Source organism: Caballeronia sp. Lep1P3, from assembly GCF_022879595.1.
Taxonomy (GTDB): domain Bacteria; phylum Pseudomonadota; class Gammaproteobacteria; order Burkholderiales; family Burkholderiaceae; genus Caballeronia.
On the sequence record NZ_CP084267.1, the window covers coordinates 55,745 to 70,528 of the forward strand.

12 protein-coding genes are annotated in these 14,784 nt (G+C 63.9%); all 12 read right to left on the reverse strand.

What is annotated here, in order from left to right:
* Positions 1–22: 22 nt before the first annotated feature.
* Complete coding sequence (locus LDZ27_RS20855; RefSeq protein WP_244817701.1) at positions 23–571, reverse strand: hypothetical protein; 549 nt, start codon at positions 569–571, stop codon at positions 23–25.
* 52 nt (positions 572–623) lie between these two features.
* On the reverse strand, positions 624–836 hold the full coding sequence (locus LDZ27_RS20860; protein ID WP_244817702.1) for a hypothetical protein: 213 nt from the start codon (positions 834–836) through the stop codon (positions 624–626).
* 61 nt (positions 837–897) lie between these two features.
* On the reverse strand, positions 898–2,667 hold the full coding sequence (locus tag LDZ27_RS20865) for a glycosyltransferase family 9 protein (protein WP_244817703.1): 1,770 nt from the start codon (positions 2,665–2,667) through the stop codon (positions 898–900).
* 76 nt (positions 2,668–2,743) lie between these two features.
* Positions 2,744–4,456: a ShlB/FhaC/HecB family hemolysin secretion/activation protein gene (locus LDZ27_RS20870; protein ID WP_244817704.1), complete on the reverse strand. Its 1,713-nt coding sequence runs from the start codon at positions 4,454–4,456 to the stop codon at positions 2,744–2,746.
* Between the two features lie 1,039 nt (positions 4,457–5,495).
* A complete protein-coding gene (locus tag LDZ27_RS29080; RefSeq protein WP_370653470.1) occupies positions 5,496–6,653 on the reverse strand; it encodes a hypothetical protein in 1,158 nt (385 codons plus the stop codon).
* 240 nt (positions 6,654–6,893) lie between these two features.
* Entirely contained in the window at positions 6,894–8,111 is a 1,218-nt protein-coding gene (locus LDZ27_RS20880; protein ID WP_244817705.1) for a filamentous hemagglutinin N-terminal domain-containing protein, read from the reverse strand.
* Positions 8,112–8,608: 497 nt separating this feature from the next.
* Entirely contained in the window at positions 8,609–9,292 is a 684-nt protein-coding gene (locus LDZ27_RS20885; protein WP_244817706.1) for a response regulator transcription factor, read from the reverse strand.
* Between the two features lie 26 nt (positions 9,293–9,318).
* Complete coding sequence (locus tag LDZ27_RS20890) at positions 9,319–9,996, reverse strand: response regulator transcription factor (RefSeq protein WP_244817707.1); 678 nt, start codon at positions 9,994–9,996, stop codon at positions 9,319–9,321.
* A gap of 328 nt (positions 9,997–10,324) precedes the next feature.
* Positions 10,325–12,664, reverse strand: a complete 2,340-nt coding sequence (locus LDZ27_RS20895; protein WP_244817708.1) for an EAL domain-containing protein — start codon at positions 12,662–12,664, stop codon at positions 10,325–10,327.
* A 1-nt stretch (position 12,665) separates the two neighbouring features.
* On the reverse strand, positions 12,666–13,283 hold the full coding sequence (locus LDZ27_RS20900) for a methylamine utilization protein (protein WP_244817709.1): 618 nt from the start codon (positions 13,281–13,283) through the stop codon (positions 12,666–12,668).
* Positions 13,280–13,711, reverse strand: coding sequence for a group 1 truncated hemoglobin (locus tag LDZ27_RS20905; RefSeq protein ID WP_244817710.1), 432 nt, complete (start codon positions 13,709–13,711; stop codon positions 13,280–13,282). The genes LDZ27_RS20900 and LDZ27_RS20905 overlap by 4 nt, the downstream gene beginning before the upstream one ends.
* Positions 13,712–13,713: 2 nt before the next feature.
* A complete protein-coding gene (locus tag LDZ27_RS20910) occupies positions 13,714–14,652 on the reverse strand; it encodes a DUF3034 family protein (protein WP_244817711.1) in 939 nt (312 codons plus the stop codon).
* Positions 14,653–14,784: the final 132 nt, after the last annotated feature.

The following is a 14,784-nucleotide window of genomic DNA, read 5'->3' on the forward strand; positions in this document are numbered from 1 at the left end:
GCGCGCAAAGGCCGCCTCCCCCTCATCGACTCTCGTCATTGCAGTCATTCAAATGGCTCTCACAGGTCAGGCAGCCGAGCCGCAGGCGGTGGTCACTGCTGCTGCACAGGTGGCAGCGCTTATCGGCGCTATCGTGCGGCCGCGCGCATGGTTGCGGACGGTCGCCCGAGGGCAACTCGCCGAGGTCCAGTCCGCGCCTGGCGAAGCGATGAAGCGGCAAGCCCAAGGCATGCGATGCGCTGCGCTTATCGTAGTGCCGGCTCTCGGCGACGAGCATGCACGTCACCGCGATCATCGACGCAACGATGAGCGCGGCGATCAACGTGATCTGCACCGACTCCAGCATGTCGAGGCTCAACGCGGCGAGCACGACGAACGACATCGCGAAGAACACGGGCATGAGAACGGTGGATGCAATACCCACGGCTTCACAACACTTGCGAACGGCTCGACCGATCGAACTCCATGCGGACATACGGAACACCTGGCTAGGAAAGTGGCCGGCGACTTGCCAGTCGCGGCTTCGGACTATGCGATCCAGCTGCATCGGTTCCCGGCCCTTGCCGTTCACCGATCGATTGCGGCATGCGGCAATCGTTGCAGCGTCTAAAGCATGACTTTAGTCAACCGGCGTCGGACGGAATATAGAAATAGATCGATAAACGCCGTTCGCGGGCCGAGGTTCCCCGTTCGCGGGCGGCCTTCGCGGTCAGAAAAAAACCGCCCCGAAAGGCGGTTATTGAAAAGCCGGGGAGCGGCCAGGAAATCAACGACGAAGTGATCTCGCGGCGCGCTTCATGCGGGCAGCCATCTCTGCGCTCGCATACGGCTTGCATCTTCCTGCCGTGCCGACAACGCGTCTATAGACGGATTTCGATTCGCGCCCGTACGCGGCGATCACTGCGCGGGCGCGGGCGCGGCTCGCCCCGCCATCAGCACGCGCATGTGTCCACGGATGCGCGCGACAACCTGCGACCAGTCGCCGCCGAAGGGCTGACGGAAAAGGCGCATCGTCGGATACCACGGGCTGTCTTCGCGTATGTAATGCCAGCGCCAGTCGCCATACGAAGGAAGCATGAGCCACACCGGCTTGCCCATCGCGCCGGCGAGATGCGCGACCGAAGTATCGACGGTCAAGACGAGATCGAGTGCCGCAATCGCGCTTGCGGTTTCGGCCATCGTGTTCAGATGCGGACCGACATCGTGGAAGTTATCGTGCTGCGCGGCGTATTGCGCGGTTTCCTCGGCGCCCGCGCCCTTTTGCAGACTGAAGAACTCGACGCCATCGAGCCCGAGCAGATCGTTCAGCACCGCGAGCGACGGCATCGAGCGGCTGCGATCGTTCTCGTGCGTCGGATTGCCCTTGAACACGATGCCGACCTTCAGCTTGCCGCCCGCGACTTCCGGCAACTTCGACGCGGCATGGGCCGGCGCGCGCAGATAAGGCACCGTCTGCGGCAGCGCCTCGAGGTCCAGAGACATCAGTGCGGGGATCGTGTGCGGGAATACCCAGTAATCCACGCCCGCGATATTCGCCGCGTTGCGCACGTCGACGACTTCATCGGCGCAAGCGGACGTCTCGTACAGTTCGACGAGCGGCGCCTGACACACGACGACCACGCGGCTTGCGCCGCACTCCTCGCGGAACGTCTTCGCAAAGCGCAGGAAGAAAATTTCATCGCCGAGACCGAACTCGCTCCAGATCGCGATGGATTTGCCCTCGAGCGGCTCGCCCTTCCACTCGGGCACGGTGCGCGGCGGCTCGGTCGTGGTGCGGCGCTGCCAGCCGAGGCGGCCCATCACCGCTTCGCGCAGCGCGAAGCCCTCGCGCAGCTTGCCGCGCGCGATCAGATGCAGCGCCTGATATAGACGCGGAAGATGCTCGCCGCGCAAGCGTTCGACGCATTGCTGCCATAGCGCGTCGGCTTGCTCGGGCGCGTCCCATCGAAGCAGCGCGAGCATGCCGCGATGATAGACATCGAAACGATACGGATACACGCGCACCGCTTCTTTCACGGCGGCAATCGCGTCGCTCGCGCGGCGAGCGTCCACGATCGCGTTCATCAGTTCGGCGCGCGAGGGAACGGCGCGCTTGCGCAGCACGATTTCGATTGCGCATTCCGCGAAGCCGGCGGCGGTCTGATCCGCGTCGGCCTTCGCCGGATCGAAGTGGTCCCGCACCAGCGCGATGCGCTCGCAATCCGCCAGATGCGACATCGCGTGCACGAGCTCGAGCACGTCGACGGAGTGCGGCAGCGCCTTTCCCGACTTGCCGATCGCGAAGCTCGCCTTGTGCGTGCGGTCGAAGCGGCTCGGCCACACGCCTTTGCCGTAGAGATTCTCGTCCGGCACGGTGACGATCGCGTGGCCGCCCGGCTTCACGAGTTCGAGCCAGCGCGCGAGCGTCTTGTGCGCGTTGTCCTGCTGCGCGAGCACATGACTTGCGTGGAGGAAGTCGAACGATGCGTCTTCGACGCCATCCATTGCCGACACGTTGCCGCGCGAAGCCGCCCACTGCGTGAGCGTGCCCATGCGCGGAAAGGCGTGCGCGTGAGCGGAAAGCGGATCGTCCGCTGCGCCGATGTCGATGCCGTCGCCCTTTAGATAATGCTGTACGAATGCGGGATCGTGCGAGCGGCGCAGGCTCGCCTTGCTGGTCTCTTTCATGATTGCCTCGATTGAGCGCGACAGCCACAACCGCCGCGTTGAATGGTTTCAGGCGGCACGCATGCCGGGCCGAAGATCAGTGGCTCCAGGTCACGGAGAGCCAGTACTGCGTGGGCTTCTTGCCCGGCTCGACCCATGAAGTCTCGGAGAAGCGATACGGCTTCGATACCGACGCGGACACCGTGGCGCCGATCGGCGTGAGCCAGTCGATGCTGACGCCGTAGCCCGCGAGCACGCGGTTGTTCGTCACGCCGGGCACGCCGGGATAGCTTTGTTCCCATTGATCCCAGGGCGAGTGGTTCACGCGCCCGTAACCGAGGTCGTTGAACACGCCTACCTGAATCTGGTGCCCGGTCGCGACCGGAATGCGTTGATACAGCCCGATGTTCGCGACGATGCCTTCGTCGGCCGAACCTTCGTCGGCGCGATAGGCGCGCACGGCATCCGGCCCGCCCAGCGCGAGCTTTTCGCTTCCGTCGAGATTGCGGCTCGCGAGTTGCCCAGTGACGCGGCCGGACACGAACAGATTGCCGCTCTTCGAGAGCGCATATGTGCCGAAGGCGGTGCCCGACAACTTCTCGTAGTTGCCGGCGCGTCGCGTGATCGGTTCCGAGGGATCGTCGTTGCGTTGATGGCCGAGCGTGAGCGCGATCTGTCCGGTCGCGAGGTTGGTTCGCAGGGCGCGCGCGCGCTCGCCGTTATCGGCGGTAAGCGTGAGTTGCAGCGAATCGAGCTTGCCGTGCGTCACGCCGTACACGTCGCCCATGTCGGTCGATGTCTGACTATGCAGGAACGACGCGCCGCCCCACACGTTCGCATCGAGCCCGCGCGCGAAGGGATATTGCACGCCCGCCTGAGCGGTCGTCGCCACGCCCTTGATCGGCGTCAGCGAGTTGATGAAGTACTGTTGGCGCGTCACGCCGCCGGTCATGCGCAGACCATCGTCGAAGATGGGCGCGCTGCCGGTGAGCGAGCCCGTCCACATCTTCTTGTCGGTGCCGGTGATCGTGAACGCATAGGCGTCGCCCGCGTGGAACAGGTTGTTCGCCGAGGCCGTGACGCCCAGGCGATACGTTCCCGTCGACTCGACGCCCTTGTTGTCGAGAATCAGGTCAGCGCGCACCGGCTTGCCTTGCTGGGCGATGTTGAACACGACATCGACTTCGCCCGTGGCCGCGCCCGGCGAAAAGCGCGGTGCGCCGTCGAGCGCGATGCCGGGCAAGTCCTGAAGCAGTTGCGTCGCGCGTTCGAGGCGCGACGTGCGCAAGAGGCACACGCCGTTCACGCCATCGCTGCCGCACAGCGCATGGCTGATGAGGCGCTGCAGACGCGCATCCGCCACGCGCGACTTGTTGTTCACCACGATCTTGCGAATGCGCCCCGGAAACACGGTGAATTGCGCCTGAGCGCCCGCTTGCGCCGCGCGCCAGTCCGCGTCGGTCATCAGCACTTGCCCGAGCGGATAGCCGCTCTGACGCAGCGCGGCGGTGAGCGCGTCCGACCAGCGATTGACGTCGTTCAGGGTCGCGGGAGCCTGCCCGAGCTTCGCGATGGCGACTGCCATCGACTGCTTCACGACGAGCGCATCCGCGCCCTCGGCGGGAACCACCTTGACGCCCACGCCCGCTTCACCGACGGCTGCATCCGCGGTTGCGGGAAGCGCGCGCTGCACCTTGACCTCGGTCTCGTCCACACCCGCTGCCATGACGCGCTCGGAACTCGCCACGCCAACCAGCATCACCGATCCGACCAGCGCCATGCGCCGGACGGCCTCTGCTATCTCGCTCATCTTCAACATTGCCCTAACCCTTTGCCAGAACCAAAACGCTTGAACGCAGCGCCCGGTTCATCAACCTTTTTCCGCGCTTCGTTCACATGGCAAAGGTTAAGGATCTGTCCGCCTTATCCGAATAGAACAAGTTCTAAAGTGCCTCGCAGCAACCATGAAACGCCGTTTTGCGGCGGGCGCATCGTTGGCCGCGATGTGGCGTTCCTCAACGAAAATGCCCGGCGCAAGGCCGGGCTCGTCAGCGCCGCGAATCATCGCGAGCGGCGCGTCGGTTCGATGTCGCGAATTCGCTTAGGCGGCGACCTCCGCGCTCTCCACGGCCTTCGCCTTCTTCGACGTCTTGCGGGCGGGTTTGGCGCTTGCGTGCAGCTCTTTCCACAAGGCCTCCATGCGCTCGCCGAGCACCTCGGGGCGGCCCTTGAAGATAAGCTTTTCGATGGCCTGCGGACCCGCGAGCGTCGCGGACAGCGCATTGCGCTCTTCCGCATTCTCGATGAGGCGCAGCGCAGCGGCCTTGTACTCGTCGTTGGTCTTCGCGATCATCCACTCGGGGAAGCCGAGACGGCGGAACATGCCTTCGTCGATATGCTCATGCACCTCGCGCCCCGTCTTGCATACGCCGACGAGCCCGGCCCAAACCGTATCCACGATGCCGTTCGTATTGCCGAACGGGAACGGATTCAGGAACAGATGGCATTCGTTGATGACCTTCATGTAGCTGCCGTAATTCTGGTGCTTGTGCACGGTCGCCTTGTCGCCCATCAGACGCCGCACGAGATTACGCACTTGCGGATAGATGAGACCGTTGGCCTGACCCATCAGGAAGTGGAAATGGACCGGCACCTTCGAATCCCGCGCAATTTGCGCGCAGGTGTTCAGAAAGCCCGGATTCTGCTTGATGGTCGTGCCGGCCACGGCGATCTTCACCACTTCTCCCTGCGGCTGCTTCGCCGGCAATTCGAGTTCGAGCAGTGCGGCCGGCGCGCGATACGGCATGCCATCGGAAGGCAGCTTGAGGAGCTTCTCGCTGAAACAGGCTTCATCGCCGACGTAGTCTTCCTCCACGACGACATAGTCCATTGCATGACCGTGCGTGGTGGCCGGATGACCGAGCGCCATCAATTGCAGCGGCGCGACGCGCAGGCAGGCGAGCACCATCGTGATCGGGAACATGCCGACGCTCGGCATGTACATCATCTGCGCGTTGCGCTCTTCGCTCGTCTTGCGCACGTGAGCCGCGACTTCCCAGAGATTGCCCATTGCCCCCTTGCAGCGGGATGAATTCGTGGAACACGGCCTTGCCCGCGTCATCGACGCGCCCTTCGTAGCCCATTCCGACGATATGGAACTTGTCGCGCATGGCGACCATCGTCTGCGAGTGCGTGCGATAGATCGAGTGATTCTTCGAGAACCATTCGAGCACGACGAGCAGCACCGGCTTCTCGCCCTTCTTGACGGGCTGCGCGCGGCGTTCGACATCGTGAATGCCGAGGCTCGCGAGCTTGCGGCGGACCAGCGCGTTGATCGGCTTCTTGATGTCGTGCTTGCTCGGCAGATCCGCGTAACTGCAGTGCATGTACATGTCGTGGAACACGCCCATCGGCAACACGTCGAGGCTTTCGACTTCCGCGAGGCGTTCCGGCAGCCAGCGCAGCAGTAGCTCGCGCTTCGCATGCGCGGAAGGCGTCGCGAGAAAGCGGGAAGACATGATCGTCGTCGCCATGCTGGCCGTCATGACCTTGTCGTGCTTCCAGAGCAGATCCCAGTCGAGGCGAACTTCCGACTCGGGCAAGTAGAAGAGCTGGAACTTGCGGAATTCATTGTTGCGCAGCGCGAGCGAATTGCGCGAATCCTCGTCGGCGCTGAACGAGCGAAGGACGTGGTCCGCGTTGCGGAACGAACTGGCGGCGAACATCGCGGCAAGCCAGCGTTGAAAGAGCATCAGGCGGCCGATGCCGTGATCGGAAATGGTGAATTTCGGGTCCGAGACGAGCGCGGTGATCGCCGATGTCAGGCGCGTCAGCAGATGGTCGTCCATGATGTCCTGCGCTTCCGCGGACTGGGCCCAGGTGTCGACGTCCATCAGAACGCCGTAGTTTTGATCGATCTTATTGAGCAGTTCGAGAAGCATTCGGCTCGCCTTCTCGTGTTCGCGGCGATAGCAGAAATGTTCAAACTTTGCGATGCTGAATTTCATCTTTCGGTTCCTGGTGGATTGATCCAACGCGCCGTTTGCCGTTCACGGGTGACTGCGGAATTGCTTTAGCGCTGACAGGAGAAAGATTAAGGTTTCGGCCTTTCCCGACGAATAGAAGAAGTTCTAAATTTGCGGCGGCCCTGTGGAGTGCGGACATAAAAAAAGCCCGGCGCGAACGCCGGGCTTGGGTGCTGCTTCGATTCACACGATGAGCGTGCTACCTGCTCACCGCGTCAATCATCAGGCGCGGCCGCCTGCGTCCGCCACCGTGGCGGCGTGGGGAACCGCCATGCCCGGCTTGAGCCAGCCATGCGACTTCACGACATACGGCTTACCGTCCTTCATGCCGCTTTCCGTGTAGAAGAACTCGCGCGTTTGCATGTTCACCGACAGGTCCGCCTTCGTCTCCTTCTTCTCGTCCTCGAACGTGTAGTGCTTCACGCCGTCCGCGCCGTCGCGGTACGCCAGGTGACGCGACAGGGCGCCCGAGTGCGTCAGCAGATCGACGTCGGCCGTGTCCGCCGCCAGATCGATCGACACTTGTTCGACCGTCGCATCGGCCCAGAACGTTGCATCGCCCAGTTCCAGCGTCAGCGGCTGAGCCTGATCCAGATACATGTGCATCGCGTTCTCGTAGATCAGATACGACAGGCCGCCCGCCACACCGAGACCGCCGACCACTGCCGCCGCCGTGCCGCCCGCGGACGAGCCGCCATGCGAACCGCCGCCCTGGCCGTCGGTGTTGCCACCGTTGTCGGTGCCGTTGCTGTCACCGCCGTTGTCGGTGCCGTTGCCGTTGCCGTTGTTGTCGGTGCCGTTGCCGCCGTTGTCCGGACGGTTGCCGCCACCACCCGTATGGATGATGTCGCCGTTGTCGATCACGTTGACCGTGCCGTTGCCGTCGGTGTTGTACGTGCCGTTGTCGTCGATCACGCCGCTGCCGTTCGTCGAGCCGACGTTGACCACCGCGCCCTTGCCGAACAGCACGCCGTTGGCGTTCTGAATCAGCACTTGACCGTTGGCGAGCAGCGAGCCCTGAATGTTCGATGCACCGGCACCCGTCACGCGGTTGAGCGCCTGCGCTTGCGCGTTCGGCTGATTGAACTGCACGGTGTTGCCCGCGCCGACGTTGAACGAATTCCAGTCGATCACGGCGCGCTGGCTGCCCTGATTGATGGTCATCGTGTTGGTGTTCTGCGAGATCGACGCCTGACCCGCCGTGACCTGGCCGCCGGTCGGCAGCGCTTGCGCGAAGCTCACGCCGGGTTGCGTCGCGAGAATCGCGGCGGCGAATGCCGTCATCGCCGAGACGACGCCGAATGCGCCTTGTCCAGACGACGCTGCGGAAGAAGCCGAGCCTTCGCCCGGTGCTTTACCTTGACTGACCACGTTTTCCGCGACAGCCACCAACATACCAAGACGCTTGCTGAAGACGCGGCGATACCGATTCTGGTTCATGAGATAGACAAGAAAATAAGGAAGTGAGACGTTCCGCGTTGACGATTCAACGGCGGTCCAATGCGCTCTGCTGAAAGCCCGGCAAATGAAGTCCGGTGGAGAACTGAACGCGTTGGCAACCTGGATTCGATGGCGCCCTGGCAATCTGCTGGCAAGGCTCGACGTTCTGACTGAGTCGGTTCATGCACCGCTGATCTGAATCAGCTCGCTGACTACCTGGCCGGAACCTGCTTTAACGAATCCACGAGACGCATAGTAGAAACCCGCATCGCCGGCCCATATAGAAGAAGTTCGAAACTCGACGCACGCCGGTTGCGCCGGACGCGGGGAAAGCGTAGTGAGGCGCCCGAGCCCCTGCCGTGGCGCGGCGCGGAGCCGGCTCGCGCCCGATGCAAGGCGCGGCGGCGAAAAGAAAATTTGGAACGTTCCCAACGAGAACAGCGGCTGGCGATGACTGCCGGCTCACGCGTCGGGACCGGGCGGCGGGCGGCGGGCGCTTATGCGCTGCAAACCTCGCGGGCCGCGCGCGAACGATCGAGAGACAAGCCCCGGTCCGCCGCGAAGCGATACAGCTCCGCCTCGCGCGAGAAGCCGAGCTGCCGGCACGCGTGCTGGCGTCGCGCGCTGATCGTGCTCTTGCCGCAGCCGAAGACACGGGCGGTCTCGCTCACGCTCAGGCCGCATAACATGAGGCCCGTCACTTCCATCTGCCAACGGGTGAGCGACGCAAAGCGGCGCAAGTCGGGTTGCGCGTTGAAGTCCGCGAGCGCCGAAGCCGCCGCCGCCGAGCGGTAACGCCTGCCAACCGCCAGTTCGCGCACCGCGGCCAGCACCACCTGCATCTCTTCGCGCTTGTTCACGATGCCCGCGACACCGCGCTGCGCAAGGCTCCCGACGAGGAACGGGTCGTCGAACTCGGTGTAGACGAGAAGCGGCAGCAGCGGATACATCGCGGAGACCGAAGCGAGAAAGCGCCATCCGTCGAGCGCGCCGCCGGCGGGCATCGAATAATCGGTGACGACGACATCGCAATGGCCGCGAGCGAGCAGCGCCATGAGTTCCGACGGATTGCTCACCGCACCGAGCACCTCGAAGCCCGCGCCTTCCAGCGCATGACGCAAGCCGCATACGACGAGCGGATGATCGTCGACGATGGCGACGCTTATTTTTCTGGTCAACATAGGCATGTGCTCACGAACCGATAGCCTTACGCGGGCCGAAGTTCGCTTCCCGACATCGAGCGGTCGAGCCAGAGCCCGTGCCCGACCGCGAACCGGTACATCTCCGATTCGCCCGAGAAGCCGAGCCGCCTGCACGCTTCGGTGCGCTGCGCGCTGATGGTGTTGACGCGCCGCTGCAGCAGCCGGGCCGTCTCGCAGACGGTCAGTCCGCACAGCATGAGGCCCGTCACTTCCATTTGCCGGCGCGTGAGCGCGAGGAAGCGCTTGTACTGCGGCAGCGCGCCGAACGATTTGAGCGATGCCTTCGCGATCGGCGACAGATAGCGGCGCCGCTCTGCGAGGCTGCGCACGGCGGCCAGCACTTCGTCCATCTCGTCGCGCTTGCTCACAATGGCATCGACGCCCCGCTGCGCGAGGCTGCCGACGAGAAACGGGTCGTCGAACTCCGTATAGACGAGCACGCCGAGATCCGGGAATTCGCTCGATACCGATGCAAGGAAGCGCCATCCATCGAGCGCCCGATTGCCCGGCATCGAATAATCCGCGATGACGACATCGCAGGGTGAAGACTTCAACAGTTGCAGCAAGTCCGCTGCGCTCGACTCCGCGCCGACGATATCGAAGTCCGCCGCTTCCAGCATCTTGCGAAGTCCGCATAACACGAGCGGATGATCGTCGACAATGGCAACCTTTGTTTTTCGCATCCTTATCACCTCCTGACAGGCTCACGTCTCACGCCAGCGCTTTCGGCACCGCTCGCCTGAGCGCGTTCGCCGGATGCATCCTCGCGTGAATGTCATTGAAAGATAAAGGCGGGGTTCAACCCGTCATATAGAACGATGTCGAAAACCCTCGGCGCGGCGTCGAGCGGTGCATCCGGTGCGCGATGAGAAGGGGATCACACGCCAAAAGGGCGCTGTCCATAGAAGGAGTTGCAAGTGCGCTCGTCATGCCGACGCATCGCCCGTTTTTTGTTCGACTTGTGCCGGGGCAAATGCGTCGTGGCCTGCTCGCGCGATACGCGCTACGCGGTCAGGCGGGCAGCGCGGATGCGAGCGTCGCGGCGTTTCTGGCCGGCCATGCCATGAGCCAGTCGACGAGTTTCGCCGGCGGCAAGGGCCGGCTCAGATGGTAGCCCTGCGCGAGATCGCAGCCGAGCGCTTTCAGGCGCAGCATCATCTCTTCGTTCTCGACGCCTTCGGCCACCACTTTCAGCCCCATGTTGTGCCCGAGGTCGATGGTGGAGCGCACGATGGTCTCGTCGTCCTTATGGTGCGCCATGCCCATCACGAAGGACTTGTCGATCTTCAGTTCATGCACCGGCATGCGCTTCAGATACGAGAGCGACGAATAACCGGTGCCGAAATCGTCGATGGAAAGACGAATGCCGAGCGCGTGCAGTCGATCCAGCGTCTCGATGGCGTGATTCGGGTCGTCCATGATCGCGCTCTCGGTGATCTCGATCCAGATGCAATCCGGCGCGACGCCATGCTTGTCCAGCAGACCTTGGAACGTCTCGGGCAGCGACGACTGGATCAGTTCGCGCGCCGATACGTTCACCGAGACCGCGAGTTCGATCCCTTCCTTGCGCCACGCCGCACATTGCGCGATGGCCTTGTCCGCGACCCAGCGTGAAATGGCCTTGATATAGCCGGTCTGTTCCGCGAACGGAATGAACTGGTCGGGCGGCACGAAGCCGCGCGTCGGATGATCCCAGCGCACGAGCGCCTCGACGTACTTCACGCGGTTCGTCGCGAGATCCACCTTGGGTTGATAGTGCAGCGTGAGCTGATCGTGCTCGACGGCCTGCCGAAGCTCGCTCATCAGCGATAGACGCTCCGCGCTGTTGTGATCGTGGCGCTCGTCGTAGACCGCATAGCCGAGATTACCGCGCTTGGCGACATACATCGCGATGTCGGCGCGGCGCAAGAGCACGTTCATGTCGCTGCCGTTATGCGGATACGTCACGATGCCGATGCTCGCGCCGACATCGACGAGTTGCCCTTCTATCGTGATCGGCTCTTCGAGCGCGCGCAGCATGCGCGCTGCAATCGTGCGCGCGCACGCGAGATCGTCGCCCGGCAGGAGCACCGCGAATTCGTCGCCGCCCAGACGCGCGACGGTGTCGGTCTGCCGTTGCAGCGCGTCGCGCAGGCGCGTCGCGACTTCGCACAGCAGCATGTCGCCGATCGGATGCCCGAGCGTGTCGTTCACGAGCTTGAAGCGGTCGAGGTCCATCATCATCACGGCGAGCGGGCTGCCGCTGCGCGCGGCTTCGGCGATCGCGCGTTGCAGGCGGTCGTTGAAGAGCGCGCGGTTGGGCAGGCCCGTGAGCCGGTCCATATAGGCAAGCTCGGTGATGCGCCGCTCGCGCTCGACGATGCCTTCCTGCATCTGATTGAACGCGCTCGCCAGTTCGCCGATCTCGTCCTGATGGCGAATCTGGATCGGCCCGGAATAGTCGCCATGTCCGACGCGCCGCGAGAATTGCGCGAGCGCCGCGATGGGCCGCGTGACCGAGCGCGCCGTCAACATGCTGCCGACGATGGATACGATCACGCCGAGAATCGTGATGAGCAGCAACGCGGACTGCAGGCGATGAAATGGCGCCAGCGCCTGAATCAGCGAGCGCTCCAGCAGCACGGCCCCCGTCCGGCCCTCGGAGTGCAGGCGCAAAAGGCGCGTGGCGTAGCCGTCGTCGGCGAGTTGCTTTTGATCCTTGAGCTTCGCAAGCGATTCGGGCGGCAGCGAACTCGCGAGCACGCCCCACTGTCCGCGCTCGTCCACGGCCACGAACGACACGTCGAGCGATGTCAGCGAACTCATCTCGCGCGCGAGCATGTCGTCGATGGCGAAGCCCATCACCACCCACGCGATCACGATGGGCGCCTTCACCGGCACCGCGACGAGCTGATACGCCTTGCCGCCGATCATGCCGAACGACGACGCATCGCCCTTCTTCGCCACCGTCCGGATGAGGTGCGGAAACGGAAACGCCATGCCTTCGTGACCCGCGCCGCCGCTATCGGCGATCAGCTTGCCGTCGAGATCGACGAGCATCACGACATCCGCATGAATGCGGTCGCCGTGATTCTGCAGCGCCGATTCGACCGTCCTGCTGTCGTGCGTCGCCACGGCCTCGCGAAAGCCGAAGTCCGACGCGGCCACGCTCGCCGCCTGCGTCAACTGCTGGCTATTGCTGCGCAGCACTTGCCCGAAGACGCGCTCGGCCACGGACAATTGCTCCTCGGCGTTTTCGTGCGCGTTCTTGAGGATGACCGAATTGATGACGACATACGCCGCCGCCTGCGCGACGAGCATCAGCACGACGAACACGAGCGCGATACGCGCGCGCAGGCTGTGCAGGCGCATGTTATTCGGGCGCTTTGAGTTGCAACGCGAACTTCGCCGCGCTATCCGCCGCGACGCTGAGCTTCTGCATCGGCTGCGCGTTCGGATCGGCTTGCCGGTAGTGCCATGCAATGACGCGGTACGCGTCGGCGGGCAGGTTCTCGATGGTCGCCGCGCCTTTCGCGTCGGTCTTCGCGAACCACGGCGTATCGACGATCAGCAGATACGCCACCATCTCGTCGTGAATGTTGCAGCCCATGACCACGAGGCCGGGCTTGTCGAACACGACGGGGCTCGCCGGAATGCCGTGATACAGATTCAGCTCGAAGCGCTTGGGCGCGGAGAAGGAATAGACATCGTGCTCGATGTTGTCCTTGTTCGGGAACGTGACCGACGCGCCCGTCTGCACCACCGAAACGAGCGGCACGAAACGCCGCTTCACCTGGTCGATGATCGCGCCGGCGGGCTTCGTCGCGGGCGCCTTGCCGGCGGCGGGCATCGCATAGACGATGGCGTCGGGAACCGGCGCACCTGTCTGGTCGACCACCTGCACGTGAACGCTCGCCGCCTGCGCAAGCGATGCCGCGAGCGACGCCGCGAGCGCGAGAAACGGCAACAAAAAATAAGCGGGCTTCGTCATTCGCGGTCCTGTATGTCGCGGTACATCGGCGCGAGTTTGGCGAGGAGCTTGTTCTGCGCGTGAAAGGGCACGCCGTTCTTGTCCATCGCGGCCTGAAGGTCTTCGACGAGCGCATCGAACGCGGCGCGGTCGATGTTCTGCCCTTCGTGCGTGCGCCGCATCGGGCGGCCGGTGTAGACGCACGGGCCTTCGAGCAGCACGCAGAATTGCTCGACGATCTTGGTCTTGATGCGCTTGATCGGCGCGTTCTCGAAGTACGGCGCGGTGCGCGGATCGGCGATCACGTTCGCGTACATATCGTCGACGATACGTTCGAGACCGGCTTTCTCGCCGAACTGGTGGTAAAGCGTGTCGTCGCCCGCTTGCGCGCTCGCGCACGTCAACGCGGCGAAGCTCAAGAGAGCGATGGCGGCATGGCGAATCTTCATCGTCAGAACCCTGCCTGTAAGGAAACGTACGGACCGCGCTGATGCTTGATCGTCGCGATATCGCCGAGCGCGACATACGCGGCGGTCAATGAGACATGCTTGTTCGGCGCCCACGCGATGAACGCGTCATACGCGTCCTGCTCGCGCACGAACGAGAGATTGTCGGGCTTCATGCGATATTCCCCGCCGATGGCGACGTTCTTCGTGACGAGATACGCCACCGACGATTCGAATTCCGGGTGATAGGCATTGGACTTGTCGCCGCCGAAGCCGAGCAAGCCGAACTGGTTCGCTTTCGTGAAACGAAGCGTGCCGTTCAGAAGCAGGCTTTGCGCGAGCAGCAGCTTGGTCGCGGAAACATAGAAGTCCGTGCCCGAATTGCTGGCCGCGCCGATGGCCTTCAGCACGCCGCCCTCTTCGTTGTGCTTGAACTGGATGCCGGCGGCGATCTGCGGCAGCCACGTGTCCTGGTCGAGCACCGCGTCGCCCAGAAGACGCACTTTCACGCCGAAGATGTTCTGATTGAACGCGTAGCCTTTGCCGAGGCCGAGCTGCGCGCCGGCATCGCGCGTATCGAAACGCTGGCGCGCAAGCGAGAACTCGACGCGATTCGCGACGCCCACGGTCACGCCCCACGTGCCGAGCGCGTAGTCCTGCGTGTGAAGGTAAGTGCCGTGAACGTTCGCGCCGAGCTGGCTCGCGGTGCCGTAACCGCCGATCACGGCCCACGGCGCGAGTCCGCCGCCCGCCGCGCCCTCGACCTGCGACACGCCGCCCGTCAGCAGCAGCTTGCCGCCGGTGAGCGGGACTTTCGGCGAATCGGGCGCGTCGGGGGTATCGTCGGCGCGCGCGGGCAGCGAAGATACAGTGAGCACGACGAGCGCGGCGGCGGCGCACGCGGTCGCGCGCGTCGTGCTCGCCGTCTTGCGAATGGAATGCATTGCGTGGATGGGCTCTCGAAACGGGTCCGGAAACATCCCGTCGCCGCCTCGGGAATGCCGCGCTGCTTCGCGGCGAGCCTTGGGGTCTTGGGGATGGCGCGCCGGCAAGGGGCGCGCCTTCATCCACGTGTA